Source organism: Neptunomonas sp. ABH4_499 (genome assembly GCF_056160565.1).
This window is the reverse complement of record NZ_JBSWXK010000011.1, coordinates 1-17,919: the sequence shown is the minus strand read 5'-3', so window position 1 is coordinate 17,919 and position 17,919 is coordinate 1. Positions and strand designations below refer to the sequence as shown.

The window sequence follows — 17,919 nt, the reverse complement described above, 5'->3', positions numbered from 1 at the left end:
TTCAGTACTTTGGTACTCACCCACCGGTCTAATTGCATCCGCTTGGGTGCAGGTTCACAGTGAAGTCTAAGAACCGCCCCTAAAACGAAAATAATAAGAACCGTTGAACATGCAATCGTCAAGGATTACCAAAGCATTTGGGTTGTGCGCGTGGCTGTTGATGCTGCTTATATTGATGCAAGCAGCCCCAAGCGATGCCAACGATGCGGTGATGGCGCCGCACTACGTCGAGTCCGAGCGGGTGGATGGCCTGCCGCTTCGCGGCTTATTCCCCAAATTAACCCGCGTAGGCGATAAACAATCCAAACCGCCTGTGTACCCGATTTATCAGCTGGATGAGCTGATCGGCTACGCGTGGCTGTCCGATGAGATCAACGACCTGCCGGGTTTTGCGGGCAAACCGATCAAACTCCTCATTGGCTTAAAACCCAACGGCGAGTTTCAGGATGTGACGGTGATCGATCATCACGAACCGGTGTTTCTGCACGGCTTAGGTAACGACGCCCTGCATCAGTTTTTGGCACAATACAAAGGCCGATCCGTTAAAGATCAGATCATCGTCGGCAGCGCCCAAAACGACTCACTCAGCAAAAGCGATAACAGTACCGTCATCTTTGATGGCGTCACCAAAGCCACCGTGTCGGTGATGATCATCAACGATGTGGTGTTGACCACCGCGCTACAAGTCGCCAGAGCCAAACTCGATGGCTTTGCTCTGCCAACGCAAACCCGTTTGATTGACCGCCCACTCGAGGTACAAACGCCCGAGCAGTTATCTAAAGCTGGGTTGATCCAAACATGGACCATCAGCCAAGAGGACGCCGAAAGCGCATTAGGCCGCTCGTTAGATCAATTTCCAGAGCTCGACGGCCCACTTGATACCGAAGCCCCTTTTACTCAAGTAAAAATCGCCTATCTAAACGCGAGGCAAGTAGGTGCTAACTTACTGGGAGAAGCAAGTTTTAGCGAATGGCTGGCCACCTTACCGGACGGTGATCATCTCATCTGGATCGCCTCGAAGGGCTTATACCCTCACGCCAGCGACGACTATACCCCCGCCACGGTGCCGGCTCGAATCTCATTAGAACAAGCGGGGCTCTCGATGGAGATTCGGGACATCAACAGCCCCGATTTGGCGGACGCGCTGCGACAAAAACTGACGTTGGATGATGAGTGGACGAGTCATATCTTTAGGATTAAAGGCAGCGCCGGTTTTGACCCGGGCACCGAATGGTTGTTAACCCTGCATGCCAATTTGGCCAGAAATCATCTGGTGCACGATACCGCAAGATTCAAAACCACCTATCAACTCCCAAGCAGCGAATGGGAAACCCAAACAATAGAGGCCGCTGAAAAACCCTTGCCGCTTTGGGCAAAACTCTGGATAGACCGCTGGTTATCCATCGCCATTTTAGGGGTGGGCTTGGTGATATTACTGGTGATGTTTATCCGCCAAGACCGATGGAGCCGCTCGCCCCACTTTCACCGGTTCCGCTGGGCCTACCTGTTCTTTACCCTCTTTTTCATCGGCTTTTATGCCCAAGGGCAGCTCTCAGTCGTTAATATTTATACGCTTTTGCACGCGCTGGTGGACGGCTTTGACATCACGCTCTTCCTACTCGACCCCGTAATCTTCATTTTATGGTGCGTGACCTTTGTTAGCTTATTCATTTGGGGACGAGGGTTATTCTGTGGCTGGCTCTGTCCGTTTGGTGCCCTTCAGGAGATGACATCATGGCTGGGTAAAACGCTAAACGTGAAGCAGATTCGCATCTCCGATGCTTGGCACCGCCGACTTATCCACATCAAATATCTGATCCTGATCAGCTTGGTCGGCATCTCCTTTTACTCCCTCACATGGGCGGAGAAACTCGCCGAAGTCGAACCCTTTAAAACCAGCATCACTTTAGTGTTTGATCGGACATGGCCGTTTGTCCTCTATGCCGTGCTGTTGCTGGTGGTCGGTATGTTTATCCACAAGTTCTATTGCCGATATTTGTGCCCACTTGGGGCTGGGCTTGCTGTGATTGGTTTACTCAGACGGTTCGAGTGGCTTAAACGCATCGAGTTTTGCGGAAATCCCTGTCAAACCTGCCATCGTCGATGCGAGATAAAAGCGATAAAGCGCGATGGGGAGATCGACTATAACGAGTGCATTCAATGTTTAGAGTGCATTGTGATCTTGCATGATGAGACTCAGTGCGCAGACAAGTTGATTAAAGCAAAGAAGGCCAAACGAGCAACCGAGCAGCGCATCCCTTCGGTTCGAACTTATACGCCGTAAGCACCCCGACGGCACTTGCATCAAAAAAGCTGTTCACAAAGGCGTAACCACTTCGTGTTCACAACCGACATCTCTGTTGTGGCGTTAATAGGAATATAGTAACTGGCATGCCAATTTATTTTTGATTTATAAATCAATAACTTAAAACAAAACAGCACTTCATCCAAACAGGCTCATTGGCAGTTTTTACATTGTGATCCGGTAAAAGAGACAGAGCCGCTTTACCCCTTTGGCCTGCCTGTGGTATCACTTACAGACACACTCTAAGAAAGGACGCGCCGCCATGTATGTTGCGATGAACCGTTTTAAAATTGCGCTGGGAAAAGAAGCTGAATTCATCGAGATTTGGAAAAACCGCGACAGTCACTTAAGCGACGTACCGGGTTTTAAAGAGTTTCATCTGCTACAAGGTCCAACCACAGACGAATGCACCTTGTTTGCCTCCCACTCGATTTGGGAGTCGGAACAAGCCTTTTACGATTGGACCCGCTCAGAAGCGTTTCGAAAAGCGCACGCTAATGCTGGTAGCTCCAAAGATGTCTATCTTGGGCCACCGCACTTTGAAGGGTTTACTCAGGTTTTATAGATCTTCTTGCTTGGTAAAACAGCTAAGGACTGAAGTGCGAACAGCATCTCTACCTTAATATGGTTTTAGGAAATTGATGGTTGATACAAGCTGACTTTCACTCGCAAAATCTGATTCATCAATGTGCTGTATAGCACATGCAAACGGACACCCTCTTTTTCCCATATAGCAAAGCCATCCAGTGCATAATCACGCTGCTCTAATGGTGGCTCAGCGATGTGCTCCATCAGCTCGTTGGGTGTCATATTGAACTTCAGACCAAAAGGAAGTGTTCCCGTCCACTGTGTAGCATCCAGCATACGGTCGGCGTAAAACAGCACCGATGTGCAAAGGGTTTTCTCTTGAGTTAGGAAATAAAGCTCGGCGCCGTTTCGATGACGAAGATCGATCTCCTCATCATCAAAGCATTCGGCTCGATCTTCTTCGCTTAACGCCATAAACGGAGGCTGCGCCATTACGTCATTGATTTCGTGTCCTAGACAACCCATTAAAAACTCAGCATTTAATATCAGAGGCCGATCCTGTGGAGGAAAAGACTCTGATTTTAAGCAATAAGCCAGTTTCTCGACGCATCCTTCATCATCGTATTGAACGTTTAGATAGGTTGTTGGCCATTCCCATGTGTCGGAAAGATAGGATCGACGGCAATGATCATGATCAACGAGCTTTTGTCTAACCGCGTTTCGGTCGTCCGTAAACTCGATATCGAACGGCATCACACCGGTAAAGGGCGCAATCTCATCTTCTACACCCTGATAAAAGTAGAGCTGAGTTAGCAATAATTCACCCTCTCCCCACCAAGAATAGGGCTTCGCGTGGAAGCAATGAGCATCTGAAAAGCCTAACTCCAAGCCAAGATCGCTGATCAGTACCCAATCATGATAACGATCTGCACTTACGTCAGCTTCGGGCTGTTCTTGGATATTGAGCTCTGTAAAAAAAGAGGTGATCTGCGGTGACGTTACCGCTTGTCCTAAGTATTCCGATAGTTGTTGATAAGTAAGCATAGAGTACGATCCACGACGATAAGGAGAAGCCAACAAATAATGAAAAAAGAATAACTTAGGAGGCAGGCCTTTTAGAAACCGTAGCGTTTGGTCATCTGATCTAACTGTGAATCCCAGCGACCTTTTGCAAAAAAGTTGATCGCTTTATCAGAGGTATCCCCATTTTGAGCTTCAAAACCGGTCAACGATACACAAAGATCGGTGAAAACGAAAAATCCCAGACTTTCATACACATTTTTATCCAATGCATAGAGCGCAGTAAGGGTCTCTTTATGGGTCATGGATTCAAAATCGATCCCCATCAGATCAATGAGAGAGAAGTCTTTAAAACTCACCTCAACCACCTTCTCATTTTCAAGAAGTACAACACATGATTCATAAACCATATTGTTAATACCCCGTAGATTAAGATCAATTTTCGGCGAACCCATCGCGGTTAACAGAGCTGCCTTTTCGCTATCGAACACGATATTACCTACTGAAACGCCTGATAGTACTTTGAACTTATCCATTATTTATCCACTTCTTATCCTAGTAGCTCATGCTGTTCTAAGCATTTGAAATACTCCAGCATTTCCAGCATGGCTTCATTGTATTTTTTAGGATCACCTAAGGCGCGTTGCAACTCCCGTATATCGAAAATCTCGGTCGCCATCGCTTCCCGCCATTTACCAGAATCAATCAAAGCTTGAATTTTCGAGCGGTATTGTTGCCCTGCTAAACCTTGTGTCCCGTGGCTTGAGGTTAATTGGTGATCTTGAGGATCCATTTCGCGGCCGTTGCAGCATTACCCACACCCGGTACGGCTGAGGCCGCCGAGATCGATGCGTTAACGTAATCCCCCTCGGCCGCGTAAATAGCCGCATTGGCTAAATCCGCAACCTCACCCACGATGGGGATCATACCGACAACGTCCAATCCAAGATGCACCGAGTCTCCCCAACTGTCCCACCAGCTTTTTTCGGCAGGCGTCTCAGGCTTAATGGTCGCTTTTTGCGCCATGGGTGAATCCACAGGCACAATCATGCCTGTGGTATTTCCCATGGTACCGGGACTGCCATATTGGTTGGGATGGACTCGTCCTTTACGTGGTTTTCTCATGGTTATCCATAACCTTTCAAGGACGATTAGGTCGGCGTCACGCTAAACTGTTTAATGACTTTGTTAACCGAAAATTTGATTCGCTGCACCTCTCCATCAACCGTCAAGGTAAACGCAACATCAAAGGTTTTATCAGGCGTATTTTTCACGGAATCAACGTCCAGAAGCGTTAATGCACTCACCGATTCATACAAGCCGCTTTTCGCCATCAGAGCTTCAGATACATCGTCCATTGGTGATTCAAATCTAACATCGCTGCTGACCCAAAGATCACTGACCTGTATCGATTTCTCACTCGACTCACTGTACAAGGTCAACCAAACGACGTAGTGATCGTAATCTTTTTGCTTAATCACAATGGTCGGGTAAACACCATTGACGCTGAACTTTGCTTCAAATTGATCGGATTTGTATTGGCTTGCTTCAACTCGATCAGAGTAATCATTCACCAATTGGATCACCTCAGCACTTTGACATCCCGACGCCATACATACACTCCCCACAATAATCAGTAATGCCAGTAAACGCCCTTTCATCTTAATTTGGCCCTCGAACATTACCACCAAGCCCATACGGCACCACATCCGTGATGACATGCCCTGCACCCTTCACCCCGAAATCGATCCACTCGCCGACGTTACCCCACTCTAATGACGAGGGTTTAGTGGTAGGCGTGACGTAATTGTAAGTCCCAACGTACCGAGTCGCGATGCTGGCGGTATTTTTAGCCATCAGAGCCGATCCTTAAAGGCGAGTACTTGATGCGTTTCCAGAACTCTAACATTAATAGACGCAGGAACCGCGACCCGATAGGTGCCATGAAGCTGCAGCGTTTTCATATCAATACGAACGGTGTCTAATTGAAAGGGTTTAAACATCATCACACCGTTGTTCAGTCGGATAAGGCAGCGAAATTGATGCGCGGGTAAATAAAAGCGAATTTTTGGGCAAGTCGGGTGAAGGTTTAAAAGCTGTATGGGCTCGATAGCCGCCGCTTTATACCCAAGAAAGTGCCGCTCTAAATAGCTCGGGCCAATGATCCGAATGACCTTTTATATTCACCCAAAGAAATCCCGGCAACCCAATCTGTCTGTCGTTGGCTGTCAGGTGCATAGCTAATGGCGTTAGAGAGATAAAAATCGCATTTGGGCTTATAGGGTGACAAATCATTTTCGAAAAGAAGATCGCTTTTATCCACCTCTGCCTCAAACATATCTTGCGTAGCGAGAGGCGCTTGAACATCCGACTTGTAAAGCTGTCCATTCTCGCTGACACGTGTGATGTCATAGCTCACTTTAAGGGCAATGATGTGGTAAACATCCGAGTGTGGATCAACGGTTTGGAAATACTGACTGGGAGAACCTGTATGGTTCAGAACCTCAGGAAGCTCTGCTTTAGGAAGCGGATTTTCCAACGCCGTATCGGGGGCCGACATATCAATCCTTGAATGCGTTTTTGAATCAGTTAATCATATTCTTTAATTAATGAGAACCTTCAGAGCAAACGTATAATTGAACACTCTCTGATCAAGAATGCGGTCTGTAGAGTGCGCTCATAAAACGCACCCTACGAAGTGGGGTTATAAATCCGAGAAATCCTGCTGGGCCAACTGGTGGTAAGCGGTGATCATATCTTTTGCCATTTCACCATCGCAGGTTTCTTTGGCGATCACGTCTTTGGCTTTCGCATTAACTGCATCGGTTAAACGGTTCAGTTCACCCCGAGCTTGGTCGGAGGTCACGCTCGGTTGCGCCGTTGTGATGCTCTCGAGTGTCGCGGCTTTAGCGTGATTTAGGTTGGTTGCAAAAGCCGCGTGTTCCGCCCCTTCTGCTGCTTGGCACTGACTGGCAAAAGCCCCGGCCATCGCAATGTATTGATACGCTCTTAAGTTTTTAGCCGCTTCGGTATCGGCCGCTTCATCCGCCATGACAGCTGATGAGAAGAGCAAAGGTAAGGCAAGCAATAACGCACGCGTTTTCATAGATGACTCCTGTGACAAGGCCGCTTAGGCGGCCTTAACTCTGGGATCAATCACACCGAAAACGGATATTGAATGGGGTCGTGGTGTTGATAGCCTTCGACTTCAAAATCATCCATCGTTACCCATGTTTCCAAATCCTCTAGGGATTTGATGTCCGGATTAATATGTAACTTCGGCGGATCAAATGGTTCTCTTTTGAGTTGCACATCGCGCATCAGTTCCACCTGATCTTCATAGATATGCGCATTCACAATGTTGTGGTACGCCAAGCCCGCTTTGCGACCAGTAATTTGGGCCACCAGCGCCAACAAGGTGAAGACCTGAATCTGGTTAAACACCAAGCCCAACGGCACATCGCAGCTGCGCTGATAAGAGGTTAAGTACAGGGTGTCGTTCAGTAACGAGAACGTGTGGGTGTGCATACAAGGGCGCAAACACCCCATGTGGAACTCGCCTGGGTTGTAAAAGGTCAGGATCTCGCCACGGTCATCGACTCCTTTGGAAAGATCGTCCACGATTTTTCGCAACTGATCGATGTGACCGCCATCCGGTTTCGCCCAGCGCCGACCTTGAACACCGTACACGCGCCCCATATCGTCTTCGCCTGTGCGGAAAGGATTATTCAACCAGGCGTCGTTCAGGTTCGCATTTGCATCCCACGTTTTGGTACCTAGTTTTCGAAAATCCGCGGCGTTATCGTAACCCCGTAAGTAACCGATCAACTCGGCAATCGCCGACTTCCAGAAGGTTTTCCGTGTGGTTACCATCGGGAAATTGTTATTGCCGACATCGTACGTCATTCCGGCGTTGATTACGGTCAGGCAACGCTTACCCGTGCGATTGTTTTCAATCCACTCGCCTTCGTTGATGATGCGTTGGCACAGATCTAAATATTGTTTCATGGTTTACCCTTTTACCGCTTTGCCTTCAGCGCTTGGCATCAAGTTGCGTTTGTACGCCCAAATCATCATCACCAGACCGATGGCGATCATCGGGAACGAGAGTAGCTGCCCTTTGGTGAGCCATCCCCAGGCGATAAATCCGATGTGCTCGTCCGGTTCACGGAAGAACTCAACAAACGAGCGGAAGCAACCGTATAAGATCAAAAACAGCCCCGATGCCGCCGCCCGTGGTTTAGGCTTAGCGGTGTAGAACCAGAGGACGGTGAACATCACCACACCCTCTAAAAACGCTTCGTACAACTGGGACGGATGTCGCGCAAGGCCATCACCCGCGCGTGGGAAGATCACCGCCCAAGAGACATCCGTTGGACGCCCCCACAACTCGCCGCCGATAAAGTTACCCACACGTCCCGCGCCAAGGCCTATCGGCACAAGCGGCGCTACAAAATCACCGATCTGGAAGAAGGTCTTTTGATATTTATGCGCAAAGACAGCCAGCACCACCAAGACGCCGATCAAGCCACCGTGGAAAGACATTCCGCCTTCCCAGACCGCAAATAAAGAGAGCGGATTATCGAGAAACTGATCAAAATTATAGAACAGAACATAACCTACGCGGCCACCGACGACCACGCCGAGTGCGCCCCAAAACACGAGGTCAGAGACCATCTCTTCACTCCAACCGGAGTTGGCGCGACGAGCACGATAAATACCTAACCCCCATGCGGCACCAAAGCCGATCAGGTACATCAATCCGTACCAGTGGATTTGGAAAAAGCCAAGATCAATGGCGATTGGGTTTATGTCATGCACCCACATACTGCTTCCTTAATCGATTAATTGGGTTACAGCAGGTTCGCTAACAGGAAGCGAACACCCACAAGAAATAAAAAGACCGCAAAAATCCGTTTGAGTTTATCGCCCGGTAAGCTGTGCGCCCATTTTGCGCCAATGCGGGCACAGTACGCGCTGCTCATGACAATGCCGATAAACGCCGGTAGGTAGATATAACCAAGACTCCACTCAGGCATCTCTGGGGATTGCCATCCGGTGTAGATGTTCGTTACCGCCCCCATAAGCGCGATGGGCAGACCACACGCGGCCGAGGTGGCCACCGCTTGCTGCATCGGCATCGATTTCCATGTTAGGAAAGGCACCGATAACGAGCCACCACCGATCCCAAAAATAGCAGACGCCCAACCGATCACGCCACCGGCCCCGGTCAGTCCCGCTTTGCCGGGCAGTTCGGTTCCGCCTTTGGGTTTGATGTTGAACCACATTTGCAGTCCGATCACGATGGCAAACACACCAATAATGATTTGTAGGTGCGGCCCTTTGATCTGATCTGCGGTAAAGGCCCCTAAAATCGCCCCGATGGCGATACCTACGGCGAGTGGTTTGAAAACAAACCAGCGCACCGCACCGCGATCGTGGTGTGCTTTGATCGAACTGATCGAGGTAAACACGATGGTCGCAAGCGAGGTCGCAACCGCAGCATGGGTTAAGACATCCGGCGAGATGCCTTGCAAACCGAAACTGAAGACCAAAACCGGAACGATCAACAACCCACCGCCAATACCAAAAAGCCCTGCGGTAATGCCGGCGCCTACCCCAAGGGCGAGGTACATAAGGATCGTGAACAACATGTGTGCGTCAAACATGAAAAGGAGTGCCGTCGTGAAAAAACGCTAGTGTAGCAGAGTTACCAATCGATACCGACGGGTCAACGGAATGTTGATCAAACTGACCTTAGCTTGGCAACTCTGGCTGACTGAGCTGCCCAAGGCCTAAGCGGCGGATCGCCTCTTCCATATACGCCTTGATGCGATCGGTGTCATCCATCCGACGAATCTTGTAAAAGAGGGTTCGGGCTTGCTCAATGCGCACACCGCGGATGGCCGATTTCACCCGTGGCAAGTTATTGGCGTTCATCGACAGCACGTCGTACCCCATCGCCATCAACAGCAAAGCACCCGCGGGTTCCGCCGCCATCTCGCCACAGATCGAAACTTGGATTTTCTCTTTGTGCGCTTCACGTGCAATGTACTCCAGCGCTTTGAGTACCGCCGGGTGGTACATGGCGTACAAGCCAGAGACTCGCGGATTGTTTCGATCCACCGCCAACAGGTATTGAGCCAAATCGTTGGAGCCAACCGAGATAAAATCCACCCGTTTAGCAAACAAGCGCACTTGGTAGACGGCGGCAGGGACTTCGATCATCACCCCAACGTGGGGACGGCTGACCTGATGACCGTCTTCTTGCAGCTCACGCACTGCTCGGTCGATCAGCTTATTGGCTTCATCCACCTCGTAGACACTGGTCACCATCGGCAACATGATGCGTAGGTTATTCAACCCTTCGTTCGCGCGCAGCATCGCACGTATCTGCACAAGGAAGATCTCGGGGTGGTCCAACGTGACTCGGATACCACGCCATCCTAAGAAGGGGTTGTCCTCCTTGATGGGAAAATACGGCAGCGCTTTATCGCCACCAATATCGAGTGTACGCATCGTAACCGGGCTAGGCGCAAAGGCTTCGAGCTGTTTTCGATAGGTTTGGGTCTGTTCCATTTCGCTTGGGAAGAAATCCCGCACCATAAACGGAATCTCGGTACGGTACAGCCCAATCCCCTCGGCACCGCGCTCAAGGGAGCGTGCAACATCCGCCGTTAAACCGGTATTGACCCACAAAGGCACTCGATGACCGTCTTTAGTAATCGCCGGAAGATCGCGCAGCATCTCAAGCCCTGCGGCCACTTCGGCCTGTTCACGAACGATCTCTTGATAAGAGGATAAGAGCTCCTCCGATGGCTCGACGTATAAGCGGCCAGAATAGCCATCGACCACCACAAAGCGGCCATCCAATCGCCTAAACGGCAGATCGGTAATCCCCATCACGGTAGGAATCCCCATCGAGCGCGCTAGGATCGCCGCATGGGAGTTACCCGAACCATTCACCGAAACGAGCCCCGCGACCTTATCCATGGAGACTTCGCCCATCATGGTGGCGGTCAGCTCATCGGTGACCAGAATCGCGTTATCCGGCAACTCCACATCACCCGGATTATCAACCTGCTGAAGGTAAGTAAGCACTCGCCTACCCAGATCGCGAACATCGGTTCCGCGCTCTCTTAAGTAAGGGTCATCCATCATGCTGAAAATATTCGCGTTGGCGATGATGACTTGGCTTAACGCCCCTTGCGCCCAATGCCCTGCCTGGATCAGCTTGATCACTTCACCGGCAATGGTGCTGTCATCCAACATCTTTAGATAGGCATCAAACAACGCTTTTTCATCATCGCGCAGCTTCTTTTCCAGTCGCTGGCTCACGCCGCGAATATCACAACGGACTCGCTCCAAGGCTTTTTTGAAGCGATCGATCTCGCCTTGAATGTCTTGGGTTTGTTTATCTGGCACCGCATCCAAATTCGCAAGCGGCGCCATGACCGATACCTGACCTATCGCGATACCCGCGGACGCGGCCACCCCATCAAACCGACGACTGACCACCCGCTTAGGCGATTGGATCTCTTCATCGGCCGTACCGCTGGCCTCTGCGTGAGCAATCAAACCCGCCAGCTGAGCTGATACAGTCACCATGAAAGCTTCTTCACTTTCGTCGTAACGGCGCATCGCTTTCTGCTGTACCACCAAGACACCTAACACCTGACGGCGGTGGATGACCGGCACCCCTAAAAAGGCGTGGTATTGCTCTTCACCCGTTTCGGGTAGGTAGCAGTAAGCTGGGTGGGTTTCGGCATCTTCAAGGTTGATCGGCTCAGCACGACGTGCGACCAATCCGACAATCCCCTCCGAGGAGGAGAGCGAAGCGCGCCCAATCGCGTTGGCGTTCAAACCTTGCGAGGCACGTAAAACATAACGTTGAGTGGGGTGATCAAACAGATACACCGAACAGACGTCGGTGCGAAGACCACGCTGAATGCGGCGAACAATCACATCAAGGGCTGTATCGACATCTTGTGCCGATCCGACCTCCTGAACGATTTTTCGCAGCAATTCCAGCATGGCGATTCCTTAGTTAAATTGATCTCGCATCGTCAATGTCGATCATGCGAGGGGCGACCTCGACTGCTGCGTTTATTGGAGAAACGCCGTCGATCTGTCACCGTAAACTCTTCGTAGTCAGTTTCGACCACCTTAGACAGTTTAGGCGATAATTCTTTCATTGCCTTACGGTACACCTCGCGTTTAAACGAAACGACCTGTCCTAGGGGATACCAATAACTGACCCAGCGCCAACCGTCAAATTCTGGTGAGTCGGTATGGTCGATGGTCACCGCATCATCCTGGCTGAGCATTCGCAGTAAAAACCATTTTTGTTTTTGCCCCACACAGATGGGGTGCGAGTGTCTCCGAATCATGCGCTTGGGTAGCCGGTAGCGTAACCAGCCGCGCGTTACAGCTATGATTTCAACATCGTTCGCTGAGAGGCCTATCTCCTCTTTTAGTTCTCGGAACATGGCTTGTTCCGGGGTTTCATCATCGTTGATGCCACCTTGCGGAAACTGCCAGGCATCCTGTCCGATTCGTCGCGCCCAAAGCACTTGACCCAGAGAGTTTGCCAGAATGATACCTACATTCGGTCTGAACCCGTCTGAATCGATCACAATAGTTATCCTAAACTTTAATTAACCCTATTGTTCCATACTTCGGTCAAACCGCAAATAGCTTGCCAAGCGCCCGACTCTGGCAGGTACAATAGCGCTTCCAATGATCGGTGAACGATCTCACGGCATACCTGAGGAGACGGCTTGTGAGCCTGGCAATTTTTGATCTGGACAACACATTGTTACACGGTGACAGCGACCACGCGTGGGGCGAGTTTTTGTGCGAAAAAGGGATAGTCGACCGCACTGTGTATAAAGACGCCAATGACCGCTTCTATCAACAGTACGTGGATGGCACGCTCGATATCTATGAGTTTCTGGAGTTTGCCTTAAAGCCACTGACCCTGTTCCCCAACGATCAACTGGATGCCTTACATCAGGAGTTTATGGCCACCAAGATCGAGCCGATGATCACCGATAAAGCGCTCGCCTTACTGCAAGACCACAAAGCCCGTGGCGATTATCTGCTGATCATCACCGCCACCAACCGCTTTGTAACCGCCCCGATTGCAGCACGCCTGGGTGTGGATGAGATCATCGCCACCGACCCAGAACAGATCGACGGCTTGTACACCGGTAAAGTGGCCGGCACCCCATGCTTCCAAGAGGGCAAAGTCAAACGCCTGCACGCTTGGTTAGCCGATAACGACCATGCACTGGAAGGCAGCTACTTTTACAGCGACTCCCGTAATGACCTTCCGTTGCTCGAAGTGGTCGAAAACCCAGTGGCCGTCGATGCCGACCCAACACTGACCCAGATCGCGAACGAGCGCGGCTGGCCGGTCATCAGTTTGCGTTGATCTGACACAGCGTTTCATCCAACGATTAAGGAGCGATCATGACACCACAAACCGTACTCAACTTTTGGTATCAGGAACTCGAACCCAAGCAATGGTTTATTAAGGATGAAACGCTCGATCGCACCATCGAATCTCGCTTTGGCGATCTTCACCACAAGGCCTGCATGAACGAGCTGGCCTTTTGGCGTGAAAGCCCAGAAGGTCGCCTTGCTGAAATCATCGTGTTGGATCAGTTTTCTCGAAACCTTCACCGCGACACACCTGCCGCCTTTGCTCAGGATGCCCAAGCGCTAGCTCTTGCTCAGGAGGCATTACAACAGAGCGCCGACCAATCGCTGACATCCATGCAACGCTGCTTTATGTACATGCCGTTTATGCACAGCGAATCAAAAAAGATACACGAAACGGCAGAACGCCTATTCAAGGAGCTTGGCGAAAAGCCATTCTACGATTCGGAGCTGCGCCACAAAGCGATCATCGACCGCTTTGGACGCTACCCACACCGAAACGAGATACTCGGGCGAACCTCAACAGAGGAAGAGCTCGCCTTTTTGAAAGAGCCTAACTCGAGTTTTTGAAGGTTAGGCCACCCGACACGCCTTAAGTGACTGATTCAAAGCACTCATCACCTGCGCACGACTGACCACGCCGACAACACGCTGGATATCATCAACCACCGGGAAGAGCTTGGGTTTATCGCGCCCCATGATGGTGGCAAGTTCCAGCACCGACAGCTCTGGGGATACGAACAACGGCTTTTTGTGCATGATGTCGGACACGACCATGTGCGACTCACAGTGATAAGAGTCGTTGATCAGGGCCTTGATGCAATCCTGCTCAGAGAGGAACCCCACCAGTTGGCGTTTGTCATCGACAACTGGCAAGCCTAAGTATCCGCTTTTGATCAATAGATCCACCGCATCCACCAGCGGAGTGGATACCCGCAGTGGTGTGACGTTCTTTGCCATAATCTGTTTGACCTTTTGCATGGTGCACCTCGAACGGGTTGGTTAGTTGCAACCAGTATTGCGCGATACAAACGCCATTCCCAATGACGATTAGCAATATGCGTCATAGCCAAAGATTATTAAAAAAACCTCAAAAATCGCTACTTAGTCCCCAATGGCTTGCGGTAGCTAAAATCAAACGCTTCAAAATCCATATCACCCTCTTCTAGGTCTTTAAACTGATCCATGATCTGATCAACAACCGCTTGCACTTCTGGTGCGAATGGGTCTTCTCGCTTTCTAAAGCTAAAAAGCACAATCTTATCTAAGTATTCTAAAAAATTTTTGGAAGGCCCAGTAGTTAGAATAGAGGTAAGCCATTCATCATTGCTGCCTCTATTTTGGTTACTAAAATAAGCATTCAGCAAAATACATAAAAACTGCTGCTGGCAGTTGCTATCGGGATAAAAGATACCTGTACTGAACACCTCTTTCTGCATCAAGCATTTTTCGTTTTTCCACTGATACAAACCTACGTTTAATGGAATGATAAGCGAACTGGCCGATATAGCTCCCGTATTTGTTGTAAAAGGCAGATAGTTAAGATCATAGACTTTATGGTAGTAAACCTTGCCCTCTTTCACTGTATAAATAAGACGGCGCTCTTTATCGAAGACCACCAAAGCTTCTCGGCGGCGGAAGAAGCTGATAAGCAAAGGAACGGTAGCGATTAGTAGAGGAGCTAGATTGGGAGGGATATGACTATGCTTTTTCCAAGAACGCTTTTTATTTTCAAAAATCTCAACATGAAAATCATTATTTAAATCATAATCAATATATGGCTTATACATAAGCTCCTCATAAGCACGATCGTCAAAATCGTAATACCAGCGCAATTCATTTATAATAGAACCACGTTGCGTCCCTAGAGATCCACTTAATATCAGAAATGTCATCCCAACAGCAAACAGCATTACAAAAATAGACCTGAGCCACATCTGCATAAAGGGCTCTAGTACAACGCATCCATTTACATATCGAAAGCTGCGCTTTAAACCAAAGTACTGAATAAACTCATCAAACTTGAGAAGCGCATCACCAGAGTAGAGTTTTTTTCCATTCATGTAGAAAATAGAGATCATTGCGTACCCAGCGGCTTGCGGTAGCTAAAATCAAACGCTTCAAAATCCATATCACCCTCCTCTAAGTCTTTAAACTGATCCATGATCTGATCGACAACCGCTTGCACTTCTGGTGCGAATGGGTCTTCTCGCTTTCTAAAGCTAAACAGAACAATCTTATCTAAGTATTCTAAAAAATTTTTGGAAGGCCCAGTAGTTAGAATAGAGGTAAGCCATTCATCATTGCTGCCTCTATTTTGGTTACTAAAATAAGCATTCAGCAAAATACATAAAAACTGCTGCTGGCAATTGCTGTCGGGGTAAAAGATACCTGTACTGAACACCTCTTTCTGCATCAAGCATTTTTCGTTTTGCCACTGATATAAACCTACGTTTAATGGAATGATCAGCGAACTGGCCGATATAGCACCCGTATTTGTTGTAAAAGGAAGATAGTTAAGGTCGTATACTTTATGATAGTAAACCTTACCCTCTTTCACTGTATAAATAAGACGGCGCTCTTTATCGAAGACCACTAAAGCTTCTCGACGGCGGAAGAAGCTGATGAGTAAAGGAATAGTAGCAATTAGAAGGGGGGCCAATTCGGAAGGAATATGACTGTGGGTTTTATAGTTTTCTTTTACACTATCAAATCGCCTCAAATCTGACTCTTTTCTTGGATCAAAATCACCATCAAATCTAATATACTCTTCATATGCTCTGTCTTCGAAATCATAATACCATCTTAGTTCATTAATAATAGAACCACGTTGCGACCCAAAAGATCCACTTAATATCAGAAATGTCATCCCGACAATAAACAGCATTACAAAAATAGACCTGAGCCACATCTGCATAAAGGGCTCTAGTACAACGCATCCATTTACATATCGAAAGCTGCGTTTTAAACCAAAATACTGAATAAACTCATCAAATTTGAGAAGCGCATCACCAGAGTAGAGTTTTTTTCCATTCATATAAAAAATTTGCATCACACATCACTCAACGCTAAAGACAACCATTCACTGGTATTCGAAAAGTTCACATCTTTATAAAACAACTTCACCCGTACATAAATACGACGATTACCAGCAAATCGAGCAACTTTTTTACACACTTCTTTATCCACTTTAAGATAGGCTTTATCTTTATCGAGATACTCTAAAAAAGCGCCACCTTCAACAACTTGCCTAAATTCCATCATATCCCCAACTGGGGCATCCGCCACTTCTAAGAGAATTGAAAAACGATCCAAACTTTTCTCTTCATATATCAAATTGGATACTACACCCACCTTACCATCCAACTTAATATCATCTTCCAATTTAATATAGGAAGATAATTGATAAAGGCGAGTTACGTCTTTATCATAAAAATTATCTTGATAATCTTTAATAAAATTAAAATGATCTTCTGTATTATAATTAACATAACACTCAATCATAAAACTGGCCTTTTTAGGTCGTTCTTCATCATCCAATATATCCTCATTCGTACCCCAAAAACCGTCGCGAACCCAATTTTGCAGATCGTTCCGTTGAAAGAACAGCACCACAAAACCCGCAAACAAGAGTATATAACCAAATATATTGACCCACGCCCAAGGTAACGCCATACCGGCCAGTGTTAGTACTACTCGCTCTTTACCTAAGTTATACATCGCTGTTGTGATTAACATAGGGGATGCTAACCACATTGAGTTGCCAATAATGCCAGCCCGGTCTTTTTTATCGACACTATCGATTAAAGAGGCACCCGCTATCAATATGGTGGCCAATGCAGCCGAGCCTACAATAGCGATACCAACTTTACTGAGGCCACTTTTTGCTGTTGTATCGATAGCTCCCGCTGTTATTTTATCAAGCCACTCCCCGACTATTTTTCCTTTTAAATTTAGAGCCATACTGTTTTGCTGCATACCAATTACAGCAGATCCAATATCCAATCCGGCACCTAAAATTTGCGTTGCGGGGTGTAGCATAACGTTGACGAAGTCATTATCACTCGTCATTTCTTTATTGAAGCTATTAACGCTATCTGCAATGGTTAACAAAGCGGCTAAAAAGCAAAAACCATTAGCAGCTTGAGAAAACATTTCCTCAAACGGAATATTTGATACGTTATTAACGCCTCTAGAGTTTAAATCGACATTCGGTTTAACAACGTGCAGATCTATGGGCTTTTCAAACACATAAGGGTTTTCTCGAAAGGCACCTGTTTTACTGCGGGTAGCGGCCTCCTCACGCCATGCTTTTAGGATATATTCAGTGGTTTTTAGGTCACCATTTGCAAAAATATCGGCAAACGCCTTATTGACATCTGTTATATAATTAACCTTTACCGGACCGCTTTTAAAAAACACAGTTACGAATTTATGTACCGCGGCATCCATGTTGTTGTATGACTGAACAAAGGGGTATTTAAAAACCGACAGAAAACGTCCTATACTCCTTATAAGATTCTTATTGTAATTAGTCGTCCCTGAAAAACACCCTTTACGCACGGACCAAACTCAGGCTCTGTGCGTTCATTTCTCTTCTTTCCAATAACCCGATCAAATAC

20 protein-coding genes and 1 pseudogene are annotated in these 17,919 nt (G+C 48.1%); 4 read left to right on the top strand and 17 right to left on the bottom strand.

From position 1 onward, the window contains the following. Positions 1-109: 109 nt before the first annotated feature. Together ACXAF9_RS12270 and hmuQ are read left to right on the top strand one after the other, a co-directional pair. A complete protein-coding gene (locus tag ACXAF9_RS12270) occupies positions 110-2,284 on the top strand; it encodes a 4Fe-4S binding protein (protein ID WP_475074558.1) in 2,175 nt (724 codons plus the stop codon). 283 nt (positions 2,285-2,567) lie between these two features. After that, complete coding sequence (hmuQ, locus tag ACXAF9_RS12265) at positions 2,568-2,870, top strand: heme-degrading protein HmuQ (protein ID WP_475074557.1); 303 nt, start codon at positions 2,568-2,570, stop codon at positions 2,868-2,870. Positions 2,871-2,935: 65 nt separating this feature from the next. On the opposite strand, the gene ACXAF9_RS12260 is transcribed toward hmuQ, so the two are convergent. The 13 genes and pseudogenes from ACXAF9_RS12260 to ACXAF9_RS12200 all read right to left on the bottom strand — a co-directional run. Further along, positions 2,936-3,877: a hypothetical protein gene (locus tag ACXAF9_RS12260; protein WP_475074555.1), complete on the bottom strand. Its 942-nt coding sequence runs from the start codon at positions 3,875-3,877 to the stop codon at positions 2,936-2,938. 71 nt (positions 3,878-3,948) lie between these two features. Further along, positions 3,949-4,389, bottom strand: a complete 441-nt coding sequence (locus ACXAF9_RS12255; protein WP_475074553.1) for a hypothetical protein — start codon at positions 4,387-4,389, stop codon at positions 3,949-3,951. Between the two features lie 14 nt (positions 4,390-4,403). Beyond that, positions 4,404-4,646 carry a hypothetical protein gene (locus ACXAF9_RS12250; protein ID WP_475074551.1) on the bottom strand — a complete coding sequence of 81 codons (243 nt, stop codon included), beginning with the start codon at positions 4,644-4,646 and terminating at the stop codon, positions 4,404-4,406. Next, positions 4,622-4,978: a hypothetical protein gene (locus tag ACXAF9_RS12245; protein WP_475074548.1), complete on the bottom strand. Its 357-nt coding sequence runs from the start codon at positions 4,976-4,978 to the stop codon at positions 4,622-4,624. The genes ACXAF9_RS12250 and ACXAF9_RS12245 overlap by 25 nt, the downstream gene beginning before the upstream one ends. A 26-nt stretch (positions 4,979-5,004) precedes the next feature. Continuing rightward, a complete protein-coding gene (locus tag ACXAF9_RS12240) occupies positions 5,005-5,466 on the bottom strand; it encodes a hypothetical protein (RefSeq protein WP_475074545.1) in 462 nt (153 codons plus the stop codon). Positions 5,467-5,515: 49 nt separating this feature from the next. Continuing rightward, positions 5,516-5,710, bottom strand: a complete 195-nt coding sequence (locus ACXAF9_RS12235; protein WP_475074544.1) for a hypothetical protein — start codon at positions 5,708-5,710, stop codon at positions 5,516-5,518. A gap of 286 nt (positions 5,711-5,996) precedes the next feature. After that, entirely contained in the window at positions 5,997-6,413 is a 417-nt protein-coding gene (locus ACXAF9_RS12230) for a DUF2169 domain-containing protein (RefSeq protein ID WP_475074543.1), read from the bottom strand. A gap of 144 nt (positions 6,414-6,557) precedes the next feature. Then, complete coding sequence (locus ACXAF9_RS12225) at positions 6,558-6,959, bottom strand: hypothetical protein (RefSeq protein ID WP_475074541.1); 402 nt, start codon at positions 6,957-6,959, stop codon at positions 6,558-6,560. 50 nt (positions 6,960-7,009) lie between these two features. Next, on the bottom strand, positions 7,010-7,861 hold the full coding sequence (locus ACXAF9_RS12220) for a thymidylate synthase (RefSeq protein WP_475074539.1): 852 nt from the start codon (positions 7,859-7,861) through the stop codon (positions 7,010-7,012). 3 nt (positions 7,862-7,864) lie between these two features. Further along, positions 7,865-8,680, bottom strand: coding sequence for a prolipoprotein diacylglyceryl transferase (lgt, locus tag ACXAF9_RS12215; protein WP_475074537.1), 816 nt, complete (start codon positions 8,678-8,680; stop codon positions 7,865-7,867). A gap of 26 nt (positions 8,681-8,706) precedes the next feature. Further along, positions 8,707-9,522, bottom strand: a complete 816-nt coding sequence (locus tag ACXAF9_RS12210; RefSeq protein WP_475074536.1) for a sulfite exporter TauE/SafE family protein — start codon at positions 9,520-9,522, stop codon at positions 8,707-8,709. Positions 9,523-9,610: 88 nt separating this feature from the next. After that, on the bottom strand, positions 9,611-11,887 hold the full coding sequence (gene ptsP, locus ACXAF9_RS12205; RefSeq protein ID WP_475074534.1) for a phosphoenolpyruvate--protein phosphotransferase: 2,277 nt from the start codon (positions 11,885-11,887) through the stop codon (positions 9,611-9,613). A gap of 122 nt (positions 11,888-12,009) precedes the next feature. After that, positions 12,010-12,489: pseudogene (locus tag ACXAF9_RS12200) on the bottom strand (RNA pyrophosphohydrolase); the annotation flags it as partial. 146 nt (positions 12,490-12,635) lie between these two features. On the opposite strand from ACXAF9_RS12200, the gene ACXAF9_RS12195 reads away from it, so the two are divergent. Both ACXAF9_RS12195 and ACXAF9_RS12190 read left to right on the top strand, forming a co-directional pair. After that, complete coding sequence (locus ACXAF9_RS12195; RefSeq protein WP_475074532.1) at positions 12,636-13,289, top strand: histidinol-phosphatase; 654 nt, start codon at positions 12,636-12,638, stop codon at positions 13,287-13,289. Between the two features lie 38 nt (positions 13,290-13,327). Further along, a complete protein-coding gene (locus tag ACXAF9_RS12190; protein ID WP_475074530.1) occupies positions 13,328-13,867 on the top strand; it encodes a DUF924 family protein in 540 nt (179 codons plus the stop codon). 3 nt (positions 13,868-13,870) lie between these two features. On the opposite strand, the gene ACXAF9_RS12185 is transcribed toward ACXAF9_RS12190, so the two are convergent. From ACXAF9_RS12185 to ACXAF9_RS12170, 4 genes are all read right to left on the bottom strand, one after another. Then, entirely contained in the window at positions 13,871-14,278 is a 408-nt protein-coding gene (locus ACXAF9_RS12185; protein ID WP_475074528.1) for a CBS domain-containing protein, read from the bottom strand. A 119-nt stretch (positions 14,279-14,397) separates the two neighbouring features. Next, positions 14,398-15,360: a hypothetical protein gene (locus tag ACXAF9_RS12180; protein ID WP_475074525.1), complete on the bottom strand. Its 963-nt coding sequence runs from the start codon at positions 15,358-15,360 to the stop codon at positions 14,398-14,400. Between the two features lie 14 nt (positions 15,361-15,374). Beyond that, on the bottom strand, positions 15,375-16,352 hold the full coding sequence (locus ACXAF9_RS12175; RefSeq protein ID WP_475074522.1) for a hypothetical protein: 978 nt from the start codon (positions 16,350-16,352) through the stop codon (positions 15,375-15,377). Continuing rightward, a complete protein-coding gene (locus tag ACXAF9_RS12170) occupies positions 16,349-17,749 on the bottom strand; it encodes a hypothetical protein (RefSeq protein WP_475074520.1) in 1,401 nt (466 codons plus the stop codon). The genes ACXAF9_RS12175 and ACXAF9_RS12170 overlap by 4 nt, the downstream gene beginning before the upstream one ends. Positions 17,750-17,919: the final 170 nt, after the last annotated feature.